The following is a 19,086-nucleotide window of genomic DNA, read 5'->3' as shown; positions in this document are numbered from 1 at the left end:
CTCTTTTCTCTTTCGTAAATAAGTCTATGAATTTATAATAACACTGCTTCTGTGTTAAAGTAAATTAAAAAGTGAATCTTTTTCTTAAAAATTTTTCCAATTCCGGGGAGGCATTTCCGAAATGTCCCAATACGGCCTCACGAACCAATTCATCAGTGAATAGAAGGCTTTCAGCGATATTATCTGCCAACGTTTCTCTCTCTTTTTCGCTCATTGCCTCAAACTGGCGGGCAGCCTGCTCGAATTCCGTCATTTCACCCCTCCTCTCTGCCGCCCTCCATCTTTATGGGCATAATCCATAATCTCCAGAAACCGTTCATTGCCAAAAGCAATTCCAGAAACCAATGTTGAAGGCGCAAAGCAAAGGTTCTCATATTTTTCTTTGGGCAAAAGTCGATCCAGAACCATCTTACCGATCTTCGTATAGGGATAAATGTCTTCCGGCCAAAAAAGTGTTGTAGAGAGAAAATCAAAATCACAGTTACAAACCTCAGAATCATTCATCATCTGAATTTCCAACTCGTAGACCGGAAAATTCCTCTCCTCGATCGCAAGAGCCAGATCTCGAAGGCAGCAGTCCGGTGAAAATCCGGCCAGAAACTCCGCCTCCTGAGCTGAAATTCCCATACGTTTCTCATTGTCCTCCTCCTCACAGAGCGGATTCCATCGATAGCGAACGTACAGCTTCTCGCCATCACCGTTGATCCACTGATAGGTATTAACGCTATACCCTTCCATATATCGATAGGATTTTATGGTTCCTCTATTGGAATAAAGCCACATAATCAAGTTAATTGCTTCCGGGTTTTCCGCAAAGAACCCCCAAAAATCCACTTCTTCTCCGCATTCCATCTGAGTAGGAGAAAGCTTTCGAATCATGGAAGGAAATTTAGACGGATCATTGATATAATAAATCGGCGTACTGCCGCAGATCAGATCATAGTCACCATCATCCGTATCAAAACGGACCGCCATTCCCCTCATGTCTCTGAGCGAATCGCTGGCGCCCAGTTCTCCCATAGCCCGTGAAAAGCGTACAATTACCGGCGTTTCCTTTTCCGGATCCTGCAAAAAAGCGGCTTGCGTATAATCGGCAAGAGACATATAAGGGCTGAATCTGCCACAGGCGGCCACGCCCTTTTGATGAATCAATCTTGGTCTTGTAGTCTTGCTATTGAGCTCACTTATTTTTTCTAATAACGAGAAGGTCCCTTGCGCAGACTCTATCCCTGCGGAGGGCTTTGCCGTTATTTCGGGAACATCTAAGGGATATTCCCGGCCTAATAAAAAATCTGTCATCATATACCACCTCAAAGTAATATATGCGACAGATTCTTTTTTTGTTTCTCCAGTGTTTTCAGACACCCGTGTGTCCAAATCCTCCCTGTCCCCGCTCCGTGTCCTCCAAGTTATCAGAAACTTTCCAGGCAATCCGCTCATATTTGGCGACTACCATTTGGGCAATCCGATCCCCGTCCTTGATTACAAAGGGATCCTTTCCCAGATTGATCAAAGCTACTTTGATCTCTCCCCGGTAATCGCTGTCGATGGTGCCGACGCCGTTGACAAGACCGATACCACGCTTGATTGCAAGGCCGCTTCTGGCACGTATCTGCGCTTCATACCCAAAAGGCAGCTCCAGATACAGCCCGGTAGGCACCAGCGTTCTTTCACCCGGCTCCAGAGAAACCGGCTCTTTTAATGCAGCTCGCAAGTCCATTCCTGCAGAGCCATCCGTTTCATAAGCCGGTAAGTAACCCCGTTCGCTTCGAATTTTGATCTCCATCGATCTACGCCTCCATAATTGCTTTCAAATCAAACTCTTCGTTTGTAACCGCAGCGCCGCAATAGGCGCTCATATCACAGATTTTATTCGCAGCCTTTCGCATGTCGTCCATCGTTACCCGATTGAATCCCTCGATCACTTCTTCCGGTGTATGGATTTTACCACAGATCACCATATTCTTGCCTATGGAAAACATCCTCCCTGTCACATTTTCCTGCCCGAAAATATAGCTGCTTTTCATCTGTTCTTTTGCTGTTGCCAGTTCCTCTTTTGTCACACCATCACGCTTTAGTATTTCCAGCTCTTCCTTAATGCCGGCGATGGCATCCTTAATCTTATTGTGAGCAACACCCGCATAAATGTTAAAATATCCGCTGCTGCTAAAGGAGCTCGCTACGGAATAAACCGAATAAGCCAGTCCTTTTTCTTCTCTGATGTTCTGAAATAGCCGCGAACTCATGCTTCCGCCCATAATGTTGCTCAGAAGTCCCATTGCGTAATAGGCTTCGTCTTCCAAGGCTACTCCTTGGGTGGCCAAACTGATATGACTTTGTTCAATATCCTTGGTTTTCACTTTATACCCCGGGCAATAAGGCTGAAGCATATGTCGTTTTTCTTCTTTGGCAGCTCCCAGCGATCCCAGCTTGTCCTGAAACAGCTCACAGATCGCCTCCTCATCAAAGTTGCCCGCTATCGCGATCACAATACTATCTCTGGTATATTCTCTGGACATGTAGTCTACTAAAACATCCCGATCAATGTTATCCAGAGAAGCCGGTGTGCCGATAATGGAATTTCCCAGAGGGTTACCTTTGAATACCAGCTCGCAGACCGTATCATGAACATCGTCGTCGGGCGTATCCTGAATCATCTTGATCTCCTCACAGATGACACGTTTTTCCTTTTTCATCTCGTCTTTATCCATCTTGGAATTGAGCAGCATATCCAGCAGAATCCCGGCAGCTTTATCCAAATTGCTGGAAAGTGTTTTTATATAGTAGCAGGTTGCCTCCTTGCCCGTGAAGGCATTGAACTGTCCGCCGATCCGATCCACGTCAGCAGCGATTTCCTTTGCGGACCTCTTCTCCGTCCCCTTGAACATCATATGCTCAATGTAATGGGAAACACCTGCGATCTCGGCAGGTTCATCCACCGAACCTGCCCGTACCCAGGCTCCCAGCGCTACAGATTGCAGATGCGGGATCTGCTCCATAATAACGGTGGTACCACAATCAAGTTTCCTCGTTTGAATCATTCTAATAACACCCTATTTCTTTCTCTTTATTTTCTCCATGATTTCTCTTCTGTACAGATAACCGGCAATAACCAGCGCAAGAACAATCAATGCCGCCGTGCCCGCAGTCTTTCCGAACTTCAATTCAAAAAAATAAGTGATACCTAGAACTCCTGCGAACAAAATCAGCACCAGCATAAAAATAGCAAGGCTGGCTCGTTTGGCCACGCCTTGTTTTTCTTCCGCATCTTTTTCCTGTTGTGATTTTACCGGGTCTTTTTGCTTCATAACTATCCGTACCTTTTCTTCAAGTAAATTATATTGTAACACAATTATCCCGCTCTGTCACCGATTCCTGTTCAATATCGCCAGAATGCGAATAAAGATATTGATAATATCCATATATAGATCGGTTGCGCTGTCGATGGCATTGTTTACTGTCCTCTGATACCGGTTGGCTTTTGCCCAATCATATCCAATGTAGGCAGAAAAGAGCAGTACCACCGCATAGTCAAAAATAGCAAAATCGGCTTTTAAGACAAATATACAAAACAGCTCGGCAATGCACACCACAACCAGCGTGAAAAAAAGCATCCTGCCCATTCCCAGGAAAACAGCGGGAAATAGCGTTCCGGCAGCCAGCATGAGCAGCGTAACAGCCCCCGTAATGACGATGGCCTCAAAGACCAGCTGTGATCCATAGTAAGGTAGCAGAATCGTCAGCATCACTCCCAGCGGTACAACAATAAAGTTGTACCCAAGAAAACTGACGCCTGCACTGTCGCTTCGCGTCAGCGCTGCCCCCACAAACACACACACCAAATATCCGATCAGCAGTACCCACTGGTTGATTCCATCGAACACACCTCGAAACAGCACCACCATAGCCGCATTTACAGCAAAGCCGTACAAAAGCGTCAAGCCGATCAACAGATTGTACGTCCGAACGCTTATTTCCTTCTCGCCAGGAGATAATGTAAATCGAAGATTTTTATTCACCAGACTTCCTTGTGACATTCCTATACACCCCTTTTCCTTTTTGAGTATTATACCATAGTTCTTCTCTTTGCCAATAAAATTTACTCCTGTAACACAAATTTGAAAACATTCATATACTATCCAAGAATACGTTATTGTGAAATAAAGGAGGTAACCATATGAGTTGTTTCGGCAACAGGCCAGCGCCGGACCTCTACGAGAATTGCTGCAATGCAGGCAATCTTTGCAAGTTTAACGGAAAGCTCGACGATGTAGTCAGCACTCCGATCTATGCCCAAAGTGTTTACGATGCTGTGCTCTTTAATCTTCAGGGGATGAAGACTGTACAGGGACAAATGTTCACTCCGAACATTCCTTGCGGGCACACCATCAGCAGAGTTGTAGATATTCGCTGTAAGAGGTTTTTTAATCCATGTAATGTAGATGATCCCAGGAATCTGAATCTGGATGTTGACACCAGCATCTCCGGCGCCACGTTTTTACAGGATAGCCAGGGGAATCCGCTGGAGGTCGTAGGACCTGACGGAACCCTTTCGGAAAAGGTACTTTACGCCGATACGAAAGAATGTGATGATAAATGCATGGGAACGCCGATCTTCGGTACTCAGAACGTAAGCATCACAGGAAACGTTTTAGTATACATCGACCTGCTGTTATGCGACAGATGCAATAATGAAAGTGTCTTTACAGTATGTGCGGAAGTAAACGTTGCGACGGCTTCCCATCCGCTGATTCTGACCAATTTCTTTGAAATCTGTATGCCAAGTACGGTGGACAGTGCATTCCTTCCCAGGTTTACTGAGTTCAGTAATGTTGCGTGCGAAACCCGTCTTGCCACCAATAATTGCGGCAGAGATTTGACTGTAGGTCCTGAAGGAGAAGTATGCGGCAACCTGATTATTGCTTTATGCGTAAGTTGTGAGAAAAAAGTAACCGTACCGGTTCAGCTGTGCGTTCTTTCCACCGGGTTCGCGGAAATTCCGGCACAGACCAATCCGATCTGCACCACCTTCCCGACCCTGTTCCCCAACAGAATCAGCCCGCAGGATACAGCGGAAAACTGCGGCGACCCATGCTGCGATCCCTGCGACCCGTGTGATCCGTGCGCTCCGCCGCCTGCCAATACGGCCTGCGGATGTGACAGCAACGGCACGCCCATCGCCAACGACTGCGGCTGTAATGAATGTGCTCCGCCCAAACATGAACCTTGCGATTGCGATCCATGCAGACCGCAGCCGCGCCACAGAAGATAGGCAGACTGTAAAGATCGTTTTTTACAGACAGAGAGACCGTTCTCCCTTCTTGGGGGGATGGTCTCTTGTTGTTGGTTTTGTTCGCGGCCGCAGCTGCCGGATTTCAAGGTTGTAAGGCTCGGTTCGCTGACCGGGCGCTGATTGACAGGTTGACGGCCGGAGGGGCAGCTGACAGATTTTCGGTGGGATGATGTGCAGCCGGACGGGCAACTGAGAGCTTTTAGGCAAAATCATCGCTGATGCGGCTAATCTTGGTCATCCGCGATGATTTTAGGCGTTTTCACCCGCAAATCAGGCATGATCCGTGGGTAAATTATCCCTTTGTTGGTGTTTTTCTCCATTCAGCGATTAAAAATTATCGTGATGCCTTTCTGTAAACCGGAATAGCGATGATTTTCCTCATGGTGGTGTTCAGTAAGCCGCCTCACACCGCTTTCTTGCATCGGAAAGAAGAAACACTGCCCTGCTCAAAGCCTGGTTATTTTGACGGTTCTACGCCCTCAATAACCTTGACATTTTCTTCATTGGAAATGGTACTTACCACCCGAATGTAAATAGATTCATCAACATAAGTGGCGGTATATTCACCATCCGTTTTTTCCACGTATATTTCTTTATCTGAGTATGGCGATTTATATTCCTCACCACTAAGGTAAATATCCGTGCTGCCATTGTAAGTATCAACAGTAACCAGTAATGTTTCTTCTCCTTTTGTAAATTCATAGAAGTTCGAAGCGATTCCTTCTGATTTAAAAAAAGTACACTTTGAAAACGTATAATCCTTTGGGATATATTGAGGGATATACAAAGTTGGCACGACATTTTTTCCCTCGTCCAACTTCTCCCAGTCCGTAACTTCCAGGGAGAGAGACCCTTGTTCATTCATAGATGGTTCTTCCTGGGGTGATATATAGTGTTTTATGTTTTGGAAAACGCCTTTTACACCATAGGATGCATCCGAATTCATAAAAACAGCCATTCCGCTGCTTGTTACTAAAATTGCAAGCAATATCGCGGCCACTTTTGCGACTTTTGATATATGCCGCTTATGTTTCTTTTCCCCTGACAAGAAATCCAGGTTCATTTCCTGTGGGTCTATGACTTTGGAACTTCCATCTTGCAAAAAAGCTAGATCAGGGGCAGGAACGTTGATATCTTCCGCATCTGGTTCATAGCTTTGCCATGCTTTTTGCATGCTTTTTTGCAGTTCTTCATGGACATCTTTACTCATCCTTGCCTCCCCCTTTCTCTACCTTTTCGAATTCTTTCTTTAAACTTTCAATTCCCCTTTTGTAACGGGTTTTAACTGTATTATATTTGATCTTGCGTTTCTCAGCGATCAAGGTGAATGGGATTTCATACACTAAATGGTCCCGGATGATATCCTGATAAATGGGTTCCAGTCTCAAGAGCGCTTTTATCACATTATGCTGCGATTCTTCTCTGATGAGCTTTTCCAAAATATCGGCCTCTAAATCCTGCAGTTGTTCAACGATGTCCAAACCATCATCCGGTTGAAGGTCGATGGTGTTCTTCCTATATTTCTCTATTTTCCTAAAGTAAGCGTTGATTTCATTTGCTGTGATTTTCATGACCCAGGATTTAAGCGCCTCTGTGTTTTTAAGCGTGTGCATCTTGGATATGACAATTTCCATGACATTTTGTGCGATATCCTGCGCCGCATCCTTGTCCTTTATCTTACGAAAAGCAAATCTAAAAACTTCTTCATACAATTGTATCGCTTTTGAGATCATGTCCTTTTGCTGCGTTCTGCCCATTATGTATTACCACCTTAACCATTGCAACGACGTTAATTAAGTATAACACATAAATTCAGCTGCTCTCATAACTTTCAATGGATTTTTTCCTATAACTTGCGAGCCGTGTCGAGCAAGATTGCAGAACAAAAATTGGACACTCCGCTGCCGAAGTCAATTCTGATAGAGTCCAAGGCCGGCCGTGAACGATAGTTTTATTTATCAAACCTTTTACTTCCAAGTCAAATATTTTTCGTAAATTTCTTTGCCGTCTATGTCTTTTGATCTTTGTATCATAATATACAAATGATTTACAATCGAGCAAATCTCTCTTATATAAGGAATCTCATCGACTTGGCTCAATTCATATTGAGAAACAAAAAAACCTGGTTGTATTATACAATTTCTTTTGCTATAAAGAACATATTGAAAGAAAGGATCTTCTTGTAATGATTGAAGATTTAAATGAAATTTTATATCTAATTTTCGATTATCCGCATAAACACTATACTTTCAAGTATTTTGAAGTATAGAAAAAACTCATTTTACCACGAATTTACCACGATTGAATGAGCCTTGATATGACCTATAAAATAACACCCAAAAGACATCATTACACCTAAATGGTGTCTTTTTAAAAAGCAGTCAATCCTAAAACTAACTGCTTTGTGTATATGGATATGAAATTGTAAACTAGAAGCTGTTTATTTTTTCTTTTTAGGTTTTGGCGTTGGTAGTTCATCATACATCACATCAAATAACCCCGTCAGAAAATCTTTATTATCAACTTCTTCCACCAATAACATTTCTTTGGCGTTTTCGTATGGAATTTCATAAGTAACTGTCGGCATATAAGAAATTGCAGACTTTGTTGGTTTTACAAGTAACCTATCATCATATATACCGCCAACGATTTTTCCACGATAATAAATAATAAATTCTCCCATCATTGCACGATATGTTATTTCTTGTAATTCTGATAATTGTTCTAAAACAAATTGTAAATAATCTTTACTTGAAGCCATTTCCAACCCTCCAATCTTGAATTTTATTATTCCAATGCTTTCTTTAAGTCCAGAACAAATTGCTTTTGTTGTTTTTTCAAATAGGTTTTTACAAAAGGTTTCATAAACCACTTTTTAGGTATCACATTTTCTGTAAAGTCTATTTGTGTTTCATTCCCTTTGTCTATAAAAACACCAATCCAATGACCTTTCATGTTGCTATTCTCCATATCAAATTCCCAGCGTTTATATGGTTCTGCAACGGTAACGGTAAATGTAGTAGCATATCCATTTTTTGTGTATTCAATAAATTGTTTGTCATTTATTATTTCTGTTTTGCTCAAATCACTTCGCCATGAGTTATATTTATCAACAGCTAAAACAATGTTCCAAACTTTTTGAATATCATTACTAATAATTGTATTTATATTTGAAATTGCCACTTTTTCATTTCCCCTTTTCAAACTGGAATTTGTCTTACAACAATTTATATATGCATAAAAAGCAATATATTTATGAAAACACCCTAAATCCAAAATCTACTCAATTCATTTTTCCTTACATAAAATGTTCTCGTATATTTCACTTCCTCACCAAGTGTTTCCCCTATCAAAACTTCAAAATCATTGATATCAAATTCTGGAAAGAATGTATCTCCATCTTCAATATTTAAATCTACTTCTGTGATATACATTTTATCTACTATTTGCAAAGCTTCCTTAAATAGTCCATATCCACCAGATATGTATACATCTCGTCCTTTAGCCAATAATAATGCATCTTCTAATGATTTAACTGAAACTAAATTATCTCCTTGATACTCTGTTGTGGTGGAAACAACAATATTCATTCTATTAGGCAACGGATGACCGATTTCTTCATAAGACTTTCGCCCCATAATAACCACATTACCCGTTGTTAACTCTCTAAATTGCTTTTGTTCTCCCTTTATTTTCCATGGTATATTACCATTCTTGCCTATAACATTATTCTTTGACCTCGCAACAATCAAACCTATCATCTATTTCATCCTCCATAATATGATGTCGTACCTGTGATTCCATCAAGTGCACCACATCTTAACAAACTCAAAATTATCTCGAACTAACCAGCTCGACAAATTCAAGTTTGTCGCTTTCTTCATATCCACATTATATCATTTTCATATCTGCACCACAATAAAATTTTATGCACCGATAATCTTACTGAACAGCTCTAACAAACACCATTTCATCACTCCAATCTGAAATTTAGGTATGAAAAAAGCAGTCAATCCTAAGACTAACTGCTTTGTGTATAGAGATATGAAATTGTGAAATAGAATTTGCCTATTTCAAATCAAAAAGAGAATTTTCATAGTCCTTTACATAGTATCGTATATTTTTACGCCCCTTTTGAATAATGGTATGTCCCTCTGCTTCTAATTTTTCTTTCTGTGCTTCAATACCATTTGGATATTTAGCATTTAATTCTCCGTTTGCTTTTAATGTTCTCCAATAGGGTGTTTCATCTTCGGAACGCTGATAACTCGCCCACGCTACAATAGAAACAAATATACCCGCTGTAATCGGCTCTGTAAAATCTGCACCACTCAATTTTGCAAAGTGTTCTCGTATTTTTCCAACCGTAATCACTTTACCATACGGAACTTTTTTCATTACTTTGTCATAGTCAATCGGGGGAGCAAAATACATTTTGTTTCCACCATATTTCTCAATACTTTTCTGGTCTATGATAATTTGAAATTTTGGCATATCCTTACTATCATGCAACATAGCATTAAAATCTTTTTTATCTTCATTTGCCATTTGTGCCACCTCCTACTTTAAGGATAGTCTGTTTCTTATTTCCATGCAATGAGGCTGTTTGAAAATTATTAACACTTTCAAATTTGTCGCTTTCTTCATATCCATATTATAACAGTTCCATATATCCGCCACAATAAAAATCAGCATACCCTTAGCATTTATGGAACAAAAATGCACACTTTTTCTTTCTTCCTCTTGATTACCCCACAACAGAAAAGAAAAAGCCCTGTCAAGAGCCTTGCCACCATTGGTGGTGCTTTGCACTCTTTACTGGGCTTTTTGTTTGCTGTATCTTCCATGCAAGAGGAAATTAAAGACCTCTGTTCCATTTCGCCTTTAGATAATCTTCATAGTCTGCTTCATTGAAGTCTACTTGTGGAGAAGTGTCGGGAATGTTGTTTCTGTTGTCTATATCCGCAAGCTGACGAAATATCCAATCATCATAAGGGTCATGGTATTTATACTCTTTGGGCTGTTCTCTGTATCGGTCTAACCCTCGCATTTCCTTATGTACTTTTATCATGCGTTCCAGTTTTTGACGCTGTATCAACTGCTTGATTTCCATAAGTTCTTCCAACTCCGTAACCTCATTGGTAATGTAGTTATGGATATACTGTATGAGTTTATATGCCTTGTAAAATGTGCATTCTTTTTCATCATCGAAAAATTCATTTTCAGACAGGTAATCTAAGGAAACATTGAAGTCTTGTTCCCGTTTGATAATATCCATGATATAGGGCTCGGTGTGGTCAATATACTTCCATTCTCCCGACAATAATTCATTGGGTGTTACTCCCAGCACGTCCATTATCTTTTCCAGCGTATCAAAGGTAGGATAATTCACGCCACGTTCAATCTTGGAAAGGCTCTGCATATTGATACCGATTTTGTCCGCAAGTTCCTGTTGTTTCATTCCTCTATGCTTTCTTATGGTCTGTATGTTCTCTCCTAAGAAACTGATTTTCTTTTCGTAATGCTCCATGACTTAGTATAAACACTCCTTTCATTGCTTTTCTTGGTATTTATAAGCATATCATACTTAATATATATCTAAAAGTCAACAAAAACTTCTTGACAAGTAATTCTAATGGCGTTATTATCGTATCAGATAGAGTGATTAAGCACGCTAGGGTCAATCACACGCTTGAGTAAGCATAGAAAAGATGTATTTTCATTTTGATAGCATGAATAAGCATAGACTATCAGACCGAAAATAAGGTTTCTGACTGGGGCTGTTCCGTTTAGCCACGAGCCTTACAAGGCTCGTGAGCGTTAAGAACGGATCAGACACAGGAAGAAAGGGAACGCCTTTAGGCGTTCATAAAGGGCGTATATGTAACACCGCCCTGCGCATACATGTCACAGTACCTAGAAACTGTGATAAATAAAGGAAAAAACACAATTTTTACCCCGCAAAAAACGGGACATACGAAAGGAGTAATGCACTATAACTACACACAAAAATTTATCCGTTAAGATTGATTACATCAGCATTGTATTTGAAACGGCAACTGCTGAAGATGTCATCATGCACATTTTAGGTTTACCGACTGACATTTTCAATGTCTATCCGGCAAGCATTAAATACAAAACCTATCAAGCACGCTGGCAGATTGGAGATATTTATGTATCGGGCGACGCAAGAAAAACAGAGGATAACCCACAAGGGTTAGGCTGTTATCTTGTTATGACCGGCAGAGGGTGTGATGATATTTTCCGTATTCTCGACAGTAGGAATTGTACTTTTGGGGATATGTTCAAACATTGTGAGCGAAGATACGGACAGGATAACTTCCACTTCACAAGGCTTGATATTGCCATTGATGATAAAAACGAAAAGCCATTTTTTACCATAGAGCAGATAAAGAAGAAATGCGAAAAAGAGGAATTTATCTCGAATAGTGAGGGCTACCACTTTGACGAAAGCAAGTTTGATGATTTCGACACCGCAAAGACTGTTTATATCGGTGCTGGTAAATCGGGATTGTCCTACCGCTTTTATGATAAGGATAAGGAAGTCTGTTCAAAACATAATAAGACGCTTGAGGAAGTCGGCAGTTGGAAACGGACAGAAATGCAACTGCGTGATGATAAGGCTCATGCTTTTGCCATGACATTCAAGGAAAGACCGCTGGAACTTGGAGAACTGGCTTTCGGTCTATTGGCAAACAACCTACGCTTTGTCGTACCAAACAGAAACGAAAGTAATAAGAGCAGATGGAAAACTTGTCGGTTTTGGGAACGCTTTTTAGGGGCTGTGGAAGTCTTAAAACTGCAAGTACCAAAACAGCAAAATTCCCTTGAAGAAACACAGCAATGGCTCACAGAGGGTGGCGTGATTTCCGCTGTCAAAAGTTTTTACTTCTTGGAAGAACATGACGCATTAGGCGGACTGGAAAAAGTGGGAACTATGCTTGATAAGGCAAGATACAGCAATTCCCTTTCCAGTAAATTAACCGCCCATTTACAGAGGATAAACCGCACCGACCTTATCCCCTATATCCAGTATGACACGAAACATGGGAAAGGGGGTATCTGATGAATAACAACGATATTCCCGTATGGGAAAAATACACCCTTACCATTGAAGAAGCGTCAAAGTATTTCCGTATCGGAGAAAACAAGTTAAGACGCTTAGCAGAGGAAAACAAGGACGCTGGCTGGCTCATTATGAATGGCAACCGCATACAGATTAAACGCCGACAGTTTGAACAGGTTATTGACAAATTGGACGCAATCTAATGCAAATGAGCCTTGTATGTGTTATGATGAACACAAGTCATATCAAGGCTCTTTCCAACAAGGAAAGGAGCAGACACCATGAAAGAAAAAAGACGGGATAACAAAGGTCGTATCCTGCATACTGGAGAGAGCCAACGAACAGACGGGAAATACTTATATAAATATGTAGACGCATTTGGAAACACAAAATATGTGTATGCTTGGAGATTGACACCCACAGACCCGACACCAAAGGGAAAACGGGAAAAACCCTCACTTCGTGAACTGGAACAGCAGATAAGACGGGATATTGAGGACGGTATCGACAGCACAGGCAAGAAAATGACGCTTTGCCAACTCTATGCCAAACAGAACGCACAGAGGGCAAATGTGAAGAAAAGCACAATAAAACAACGGGAACAACTCATGCGGTTATTGAAAGAGGATAAGTTAGGTGCTAGGAGCATTGATACGATAAAACCCTCTGACGCTAAAGAATGGGCGTTACGCATGAAAGACAAAGGCTTTTCCTACAATACCATTAACAACCATAAACGCTCGTTAAAAGCGTCATTCTATATCGCCATACAAGACGATTGCGTAAGGAAAAATCCCTTTGATTTCAAGTTAAGTGAAGTCCTAGAAAATGATACCAAAGAGAAAGTTGCATTGACAGAGGAACAGGAACAAGCCTTACTCTCATTCATCAAGATGGACAATGTGTATCACAAGTATTATGATGATGTGCTGATACTGTTAAAAACAGGACTTCGTATCTCGGAACTGTGCGGACTGACAGTAGCCGATATTGATTTCAAGAATGAAGTTGTGATTATCGACCACCAGTTACTAAAGAGCAAGGAACAAGGCTATTATATTGAAACGCCTAAGACGAAAAGCGGAATAAGGCAAGTACCATTAAGCAGAGAAACGATACAGGCATTTCAACGGGTTATGAAGAAACGCCCAAAGGCAGAACCATTTGTGATAGACGGACGGGGCAATTTCCTATTTGTCAATCATAAGGACAAGCCAAAAGTTGCGATTGATTACAACGCCTTATTTGTCCGTATGGTAAAGAAATACAACAAGCACCACAAGGACAATCCCTTGCCACATATCACACCGCATACGCTACGCCATACGTTCTGCACAAGGCTGGCAAGCAAGAACATGAACCCAAAAGATTTACAGTATATCATGGGGCATTCAAACATTAGTATCACAATGAATTGGTACGCTCATGCGTCCATAGATACCGCAAAATCAGAGGTTCAGCGTCTAATTGCATAGAAGTATTTACCACGATTTTAACCACGCTTGATAGCGAAAATATAAGAAGATAGACCTAGATATGTGAGGTTTACCACAAAAGCAAAATGCCCGTAGAGCCGATAAAATAAGGCTTTGCGGACATTTAAGAAGATATAAAAAGATAGTCAAAAAGACATATATAATTTTTCTTAATTGAACCATCACTTATGTATTCATATAATGCGATCTGATTACAATCACAAGCCTTTGCACCTGAATAAAACGTATAGATCCATTTATTTAGTCGTTGTTCATTATAGGCTTGTACAAACATTCTAATCGCATTTGGTGTTGGTTGGGATACTTGACATGCAATTTTATTTTTAAATTCGTCCACAATTACATATACCGACTTAAAAATCATCCATAATTCTTCCAGCTGCGAATCAATGCATTTATCCTCTTCCAAAGATATAAATGCGACCATATCGCTAATATTTTCCGCATCATTTGTTATCAGCAATATCTCCGACATTGCAATTTGAACACCTATATTGTTATCGATTACTTCATACACGTTTTTGAGAGATACCTTTTTGTTGTTTTTGTTTGTTATAACAAATTCTGTATCTATGCCAGTTTCATTCATACATTCATCCAGGTCAACTTTTTTTAACATGAATTTATCCACCTCTTAATTATTTTCCATAATATCAAATCTGGCTTTGAACCGGCCAGCTGCATAATACTTGCTTACACTATATTAGATGGAGTAAGGCTAAAAAAGTTTCAAAAAAAGAATCTTTTTTTGAAAAGACCAAGCAGCAAGATAACCGAAGTCAGACTGCATGCAAAGACTGATCTCTTTGATTGCAACAAAATATGCTCCTCATGATACAGATTCCACCGCTTCGGTGTTCTGTGTTCACAAGGAGCATATCCTGCTGATTTCCGGAAGTATTACCATTTTTTTCACCTATTATTTTTCATGCCTTTCTGTGCTCTATTCTGCGGCCTCCATATATTGATCCCCGTAGTCCTCCTCTTTACGAGCCTTTTCCATTTCATATTCCATCTTCTCATCTTCCGTAAGATCCATCGCTTTGTAATCGATCATTTCCGGTTCTTCTTCATCTTTTACATTTTCCAGATATTCTGGGAAATCCGCTTCGTTTTGCAGATTCATCTTTTCTTTCATATCCATGTCGTATCTCCTTTCTCAATGTTTCTTTTTATGTTTTTATTATATACCCAAAGAATAGCAGGCTCAAGCGTTATTTTTTTAATTATCAAAAAATTCAAATAAATCAAAAAGTTGCAAGAGCGCTAATGGTGTTGTCGTTTTGACCTCCCTTTTGATTTCCATTCTATCCTTTCCAGATTTCCACTCTTTAGCAGACATCCTGATTATACCATACACGCACTGCCTTTCACTCAAGATCTTTTTATAGAAAACGCCTTCGGCAATAGCCCATATAGAAACGGCACAAAAGCATCTGGACACCGATAACCAGGCTCCCTATCACAAGAACGCCAAAGAGATATCTCTGCGCTGCGCCCGAAAGAAGAAAGAGCGCACTGCCGTACAGCGCCGCTCCAAGCAGGGCGATCACCGCCGGGGTTAAAAACATCAGTTTGATTTCCTTACCCATAAACCAATCAAGGTCTCCGCTGGCTGCCCCTATTTTTTTCAGGCTCTCATATTTTTTCCGGTCCCCTTCTAAATGAATGGCAATCCTGAAATGGAGCATGACCAGCGCGGACAAATACAGCATGAAATCCATCACAGAAAACACAAACAGCATAAAAGAATTGGTCTGATTGTCCTCCGTGATTGTATCGGATTTCGTATACAAGCTGTAATGGTCAGCGTCCTCTTCTGACTCATTGGAAACAGCAAAATAAACCGTTAAAGCATCGCCCAGTCTTTGCGATTCCTTCTGCGACCTGCAGTCCAGCAGCCTGATTGACCCGGCATAGCAGCCGGTGGGCCCTTCCGTCCTCTTTGGGGTACTGAAAGACAGTCACTGCCGTTCCTTCTTCAACCTGATAATCCTTATGAAACAGCTGATTGATTTTCTCTGCGGAAAAAATCGAATTGCCCTCAAAGGATAAAAAATCAATCTGCCGGTCCTTAATGATTTTAGCATGGTTCTCTTCTGCTAGTTCATGTAAGTTCTGTTCAGAAATACGATTCATGCCGTCGATGACAGGGTACGCGATCTGATAAGGGTGCATAATCTCCACGTCACGCTTTGTGATCTGGCCAGCCGCAAAGGGCCAGGCTTGAAAAAAGATGGCCAAACCTAAAAGCACCGCTGTTAACGGAATGATTTTTTTCGTGCTGCCAAAACGATGGGCAAGGTCGGTAAAGAAAAACAGGTTCTTATAATAAAACCTGGGCAGCCGTGTTTTTAAAAAGTCCACTGCAGCCATAAAATGAAAGATAATCAGCAGCATACCGATCGTACCAATGGCAAAACAAACGGCCAGATTGTTATTGTGATCAGCATCATACCAGAAAAACAGGTATGCAATCACGGCCGCCTCTAAAACCCATCCCAAAAGAAAAATCAATTTACTGGAGCTCATTCCTTTTCTTGCTCTTATGGATTCCTTCAGCAGTGCCGCAATCGTTTGTCGAAAATCCGCATATGCGCCCCATGCAATGGAGCCTGCATATAGGAGGATGAACCAGCCTGCCGTTACGGCATAACTCGCCGGATTGAAACCCATATGAAGGCCGTCCACATGGAGCACGTGAATGATATAAAAATAAAATCCATATGACAGCAATCCGCCCGCAGCAAGTCCTGCCGCAAGAGATGCCGCCGCGATGAGGGCATTTTCTCCGATCATGCTCCGGTTCAAGGTCCTGGCGTCCAGCCCCAGGGACAAAAAGACAGCGTAGTCTTTCTTCAACTGTCGATTAAAGCATCCGTGGGAATAAGGAATGAAAAAGAGGGACAGCAGCGCCGCAATTGCGCTGGGAGCATAGATATCCGAGGATATGTAGGACGTTACAATTTCCGGGTTCATGAACTCCGAATTCATGAAAATGCCAGCGAAAACTTGAAATCCCGCAATCATGCAGCCGCAGCAGATGAAATACAGCAGATAGCTTTTATAATGATAGCGGAAGATCTTCCAGCGCATTTCTCCATAAGTCATGCTCCCAACCTCCTGAAGGCGGATAGCTCTCCTAAAATCTGCTGATAAAACTCATCATTCTCCGCTTCTTTTTTGATTTCTTTTATCACTTTTCCGTCTTTCAAAAACACCACTCTGCCGCAGAAACTCGCAGCAGACGCATCATGGGTCACCATAAGAATCGTCCGCTTCTGCTCCTGGTTTAGCTGGAGAAAGCAGTCCATGATATTGGCTGCGGCGGCCGAATCCAGGTTTTCCCGCAGCCAGAAGGACCCATAATCGCGACGAATTCCCCGGCTTCCACTTTAAAAGACACGCCTTTCAGCGCCTCAGTCCCTGCGGACCTGGAGCTTTGTCGGTAAACCTTTTTTAGATGTTTTACAGTCAACAAATCCATTTTTTACCCCTCATTTTCCTTCATGACACACAACAATCTTTTCCCCCAGGCAATCCTGCGGATTTCCGGTATGAGCAGCAGACACAAAAGGACCATGAATCCAATGGCCGGCAGGAGCATGACCATCGCCCCAAACCCGATATGCATCAGCGCCAAAAATCCCGCCCCGAGGACAGCGCCGATCAAGATGCCTGAAAGCAAATAGACAGCAATCTGATAAACCATGATCTTCACCACCCGCAGGGGCACGAATCCCAAAACATGAAGCATATTATAATCCGCTTCCCGGCTTTTGATCATGCTGCTTAAAGAATTGATCCAGCCAATCCCGGCAATCACCACCAGACACCAGACTGTCATAAAAAACAATCCGCCCCGCTCCCGGCCCAGCTGCTTCTCATAATCAAGACGCTGATTCAAAGTCGACCAGGTCAGCTCCGGGAACTGCTCTTTTAATTCTGACAGTTTCTCTTCCGCAGCCGCCGTATCACCTGAAATATAGAGCGTGTCCAGAAAATCAGGGCCTGGCGGAACCAGATTCGGGTTATCCTTATCAACCAGGATATCCGCCCAATACCGGTTTTGAGCAGGAAAGATTTCTTGAATCAGCAGCTCTTTTTCATGGCCGCCAGCCTCGACGGTCAGATTATCGCCGGTTTTCAAATTATGCTCTTTGGCAAAATTGGAGCTGACCAGCACTCCGCTGCCGGTTATGTCATGGGAAATCAATCCCTGCTCAAAAAGAGCGTTCAGGTCTCCCCGTTGGTAAAACACTTCCTCCCGTTCCCCTCCATCTTTTATCGTGATCTCATTTGCCATGAACATCACCGCAGTTTCAAACTGGGAGCAGCTTTTTAGTTCCTGCTCGATACGATCGACGGACTGCTCGTTAAGCCCAGAACTGTCTTCCGTTTCCATAGCCACCAGATCGGAGATGTATACCCGTTTCAAATATTCGCTTCCATTATCGGACAGCATCTGAAACATGGAAGATCCGAAAATGATCATCACGGTCAATATGGCAATTGTAGCAATAATTAAGCGAGTTTCTCTGATTTTGGGCGCCAGCAGCTGCATGGAAAAGGTAAAGTCATTGTCAAACCGAAAGGAATGCGCTTTCCTGCGGCCAGACTCGTTCTGCCCGATCTTTTGGCCGCGGATCACATCCACGGGCAGCATCTTCCCCTGCTTTACAACCAGGGATAACAGAACGGCTCTGATCAGCAGACAAATGAATATGCCTGCGGCTAAAGACCAGATAACATGAAACCGCAGCGCCCCATAATCAGAAAGGCGTGCCAGGCTGGTTAGACGAGGCAGTCCCCATTGATAAAAGCACCAGCATCCCGGCAGACTGATGGCAAAGCTGATAATCAGCAGAATATGGATCTGCCTCTCCAAAATACCCCGCACTTGCTGCTGCCCGCCGCCTAAGACCCGGAGCACTGCCATATCAGTATGATACTTTCTCAAATAGCTTCCAAAGACAGCCGCTGTAAACAGACTGCTGACACATAGCACCATCGCCGCCAGTATGGCGACAATCAGAATCAGCGATTGGGCTTCCTTTGTTCCCACCCCTTCCATCATCAGCGAATTGACAGCGAAATTGACCATAAGCATGATGGAAAAAAGAGCAAAAGTCAGGCTGAATAGGCAGGAAAGGGTCAAACTCTTGGAACGGATCAAAAGTGTTTCCGCTAAATGCTTTAACTCACGCAAA

The 19,086-nt window shown here is 42.1% G+C and carries 24 protein-coding genes; 4 read left to right on the top strand and 20 right to left on the bottom strand.

Annotated features, from left to right (window positions below):
• Nucleotides 1-64 precede the first annotated feature (64 nt).
• The 6 genes from NIA71_RS02980 to NIA71_RS02955 are packed head-to-tail and all read right to left on the bottom strand — an operon-like array spanning nucleotide 65 to nucleotide 4,037.
• Entirely contained in the window at nucleotides 65-253 is a 189-nt protein-coding gene (locus NIA71_RS02980; RefSeq protein WP_148395060.1) for a catalase-related domain-containing protein, read from the bottom strand.
• The gene (locus NIA71_RS02975; RefSeq protein WP_227755203.1) at nucleotides 250-1,299 is read right to left on the bottom strand and encodes a catalase; all 1,050 of its coding nucleotides are present in this window, start codon (nucleotides 1,297-1,299) and stop codon (nucleotides 250-252) included. The genes NIA71_RS02980 and NIA71_RS02975 overlap by 4 nt, the downstream gene beginning before the upstream one ends.
• Nucleotides 1,300-1,357: 58 nt before the next feature.
• Nucleotides 1,358-1,786 (bottom strand): dUTP diphosphatase, encoded by a 429-nt coding sequence (dut, locus tag NIA71_RS02970; RefSeq protein WP_253019657.1) that lies wholly within the window; start codon nucleotides 1,784-1,786, stop codon nucleotides 1,358-1,360.
• 4 nt (nucleotides 1,787-1,790) lie between these two features.
• Nucleotides 1,791-3,041 carry a M16 family metallopeptidase gene (locus tag NIA71_RS02965; RefSeq protein WP_253019656.1) on the bottom strand — a complete coding sequence of 417 codons (1,251 nt, stop codon included), beginning with the start codon at nucleotides 3,039-3,041 and terminating at the stop codon, nucleotides 1,791-1,793.
• Between the two features lie 12 nt (nucleotides 3,042-3,053).
• Nucleotides 3,054-3,308, bottom strand: coding sequence for a hypothetical protein (locus NIA71_RS02960; protein WP_148395052.1), 255 nt, complete (start codon nucleotides 3,306-3,308; stop codon nucleotides 3,054-3,056).
• 57 nt (nucleotides 3,309-3,365) lie between these two features.
• Nucleotides 3,366-4,037: a Bax inhibitor-1 family protein gene (locus NIA71_RS02955; RefSeq protein WP_227755205.1), complete on the bottom strand. Its 672-nt coding sequence runs from the start codon at nucleotides 4,035-4,037 to the stop codon at nucleotides 3,366-3,368.
• Between the two features lie 140 nt (nucleotides 4,038-4,177).
• Here NIA71_RS02955 and NIA71_RS02950 point away from each other — a divergent pair, with 140 nt between their 5' ends.
• Nucleotides 4,178-5,272, top strand: a complete 1,095-nt coding sequence (locus NIA71_RS02950; protein WP_253019655.1) for a hypothetical protein — start codon at nucleotides 4,178-4,180, stop codon at nucleotides 5,270-5,272.
• 478 nt (nucleotides 5,273-5,750) lie between these two features.
• On the opposite strand, the gene NIA71_RS02945 is transcribed toward NIA71_RS02950, so the two are convergent.
• The 7 genes from NIA71_RS02945 to NIA71_RS02915 all read right to left on the bottom strand — a co-directional run bounded on the left by NIA71_RS02945 (nucleotide 5,751) and on the right by NIA71_RS02915 (nucleotide 10,823).
• Nucleotides 5,751-6,503, bottom strand: coding sequence for a DUF4367 domain-containing protein (locus NIA71_RS02945; protein ID WP_253019654.1), 753 nt, complete (start codon nucleotides 6,501-6,503; stop codon nucleotides 5,751-5,753).
• The gene (locus NIA71_RS02940; protein WP_253019653.1) at nucleotides 6,496-7,050 is read right to left on the bottom strand and encodes an RNA polymerase sigma factor; all 555 of its coding nucleotides are present in this window, start codon (nucleotides 7,048-7,050) and stop codon (nucleotides 6,496-6,498) included. Before NIA71_RS02940 ends, NIA71_RS02945 begins: the two co-directional genes overlap by 8 nt.
• A 683-nt stretch (nucleotides 7,051-7,733) precedes the next feature.
• Complete coding sequence (locus tag NIA71_RS02935) at nucleotides 7,734-8,054, bottom strand: TfoX/Sxy family protein (RefSeq protein WP_004612621.1); 321 nt, start codon at nucleotides 8,052-8,054, stop codon at nucleotides 7,734-7,736.
• Nucleotides 8,055-8,080: 26 nt separating this feature from the next.
• The gene (locus NIA71_RS02930; RefSeq protein WP_010775277.1) at nucleotides 8,081-8,476 is read right to left on the bottom strand and encodes an SRPBCC family protein; all 396 of its coding nucleotides are present in this window, start codon (nucleotides 8,474-8,476) and stop codon (nucleotides 8,081-8,083) included.
• Between the two features lie 83 nt (nucleotides 8,477-8,559).
• A complete protein-coding gene (gene dfrF / locus NIA71_RS02925; RefSeq protein WP_002322211.1) occupies nucleotides 8,560-9,054 on the bottom strand; it encodes a trimethoprim-resistant dihydrofolate reductase DfrF in 495 nt (164 codons plus the stop codon).
• Between the two features lie 307 nt (nucleotides 9,055-9,361).
• Nucleotides 9,362-9,841: an MGMT family protein gene (locus tag NIA71_RS02920; protein ID WP_002322212.1), complete on the bottom strand. Its 480-nt coding sequence runs from the start codon at nucleotides 9,839-9,841 to the stop codon at nucleotides 9,362-9,364.
• Nucleotides 9,842-10,151: 310 nt separating this feature from the next.
• Nucleotides 10,152-10,823, bottom strand: coding sequence for a helix-turn-helix domain-containing protein (locus tag NIA71_RS02915; RefSeq protein WP_002322214.1), 672 nt, complete (start codon nucleotides 10,821-10,823; stop codon nucleotides 10,152-10,154).
• A 546-nt stretch (nucleotides 10,824-11,369) separates the two neighbouring features.
• Between NIA71_RS02915 and NIA71_RS02910 the strand changes: the two genes are divergently transcribed.
• The 3 genes from NIA71_RS02910 to NIA71_RS02900 all read left to right on the top strand — a co-directional run bounded on the left by NIA71_RS02910 (nucleotide 11,370) and on the right by NIA71_RS02900 (nucleotide 13,855).
• Nucleotides 11,370-12,380, top strand: coding sequence for a replication initiation factor domain-containing protein (locus NIA71_RS02910; protein ID WP_004847057.1), 1,011 nt, complete (start codon nucleotides 11,370-11,372; stop codon nucleotides 12,378-12,380).
• Nucleotides 12,380-12,583, top strand: a complete 204-nt coding sequence (locus NIA71_RS02905) for an excisionase (RefSeq protein WP_002607397.1) — start codon at nucleotides 12,380-12,382, stop codon at nucleotides 12,581-12,583. Before NIA71_RS02910 ends, NIA71_RS02905 begins: the two co-directional genes overlap by 1 nt.
• Before the next feature lie 78 nt (nucleotides 12,584-12,661).
• Nucleotides 12,662-13,855 carry a site-specific integrase gene (locus NIA71_RS02900; RefSeq protein WP_253019652.1) on the top strand — a complete coding sequence of 398 codons (1,194 nt, stop codon included), beginning with the start codon at nucleotides 12,662-12,664 and terminating at the stop codon, nucleotides 13,853-13,855.
• A 124-nt stretch (nucleotides 13,856-13,979) separates the two neighbouring features.
• Here NIA71_RS02900 and NIA71_RS02895 read toward each other — a convergent pair whose 3' ends face one another.
• The 7 genes from NIA71_RS02895 to NIA71_RS02865 all read right to left on the bottom strand — a co-directional run bounded on the left by NIA71_RS02895 (nucleotide 13,980) and on the right by NIA71_RS02865 (nucleotide 19,085).
• A complete protein-coding gene (locus NIA71_RS02895; RefSeq protein WP_253019651.1) occupies nucleotides 13,980-14,495 on the bottom strand; it encodes a hypothetical protein in 516 nt (171 codons plus the stop codon).
• 324 nt (nucleotides 14,496-14,819) lie between these two features.
• The gene (locus NIA71_RS02890; protein WP_148395042.1) at nucleotides 14,820-15,020 is read right to left on the bottom strand and encodes a hypothetical protein; all 201 of its coding nucleotides are present in this window, start codon (nucleotides 15,018-15,020) and stop codon (nucleotides 14,820-14,822) included.
• Nucleotides 15,021-15,261: 241 nt separating this feature from the next.
• Nucleotides 15,262-15,672 carry a hypothetical protein gene (locus tag NIA71_RS02885; RefSeq protein WP_253019650.1) on the bottom strand — a complete coding sequence of 137 codons (411 nt, stop codon included), beginning with the start codon at nucleotides 15,670-15,672 and terminating at the stop codon, nucleotides 15,262-15,264.
• A 28-nt stretch (nucleotides 15,673-15,700) separates the two neighbouring features.
• Nucleotides 15,701-16,987, bottom strand: a complete 1,287-nt coding sequence (locus NIA71_RS02880) for an FtsX-like permease family protein (protein WP_253019649.1) — start codon at nucleotides 16,985-16,987, stop codon at nucleotides 15,701-15,703.
• Complete coding sequence (locus NIA71_RS19865) at nucleotides 16,984-17,190, bottom strand: hypothetical protein (protein ID WP_269477386.1); 207 nt, start codon at nucleotides 17,188-17,190, stop codon at nucleotides 16,984-16,986. The genes NIA71_RS02880 and NIA71_RS19865 overlap by 4 nt, the downstream gene beginning before the upstream one ends.
• The gene (locus NIA71_RS19860; protein ID WP_269477387.1) at nucleotides 17,169-17,363 is read right to left on the bottom strand and encodes an ATP-binding cassette domain-containing protein; all 195 of its coding nucleotides are present in this window, start codon (nucleotides 17,361-17,363) and stop codon (nucleotides 17,169-17,171) included. Before NIA71_RS19860 ends, NIA71_RS19865 begins: the two co-directional genes overlap by 22 nt.
• A gap of 3 nt (nucleotides 17,364-17,366) precedes the next feature.
• On the bottom strand, nucleotides 17,367-19,085 hold the full coding sequence (locus NIA71_RS02865) for an ABC transporter permease (RefSeq protein ID WP_253019648.1): 1,719 nt from the start codon (nucleotides 19,083-19,085) through the stop codon (nucleotides 17,367-17,369).
• Nucleotide 19,086 lies beyond the last annotated feature (1 nt).

This window comes from Ihubacter massiliensis (assembly GCF_024125305.1).
GTDB lineage: Bacteria > Bacillota > Clostridia > Peptostreptococcales > Anaerovoracaceae > Hominibacterium > Hominibacterium faecale.
Note: the sequence above shows the minus strand (reverse complement) of the source record. Positions and strands in the feature narration are given on the sequence as shown.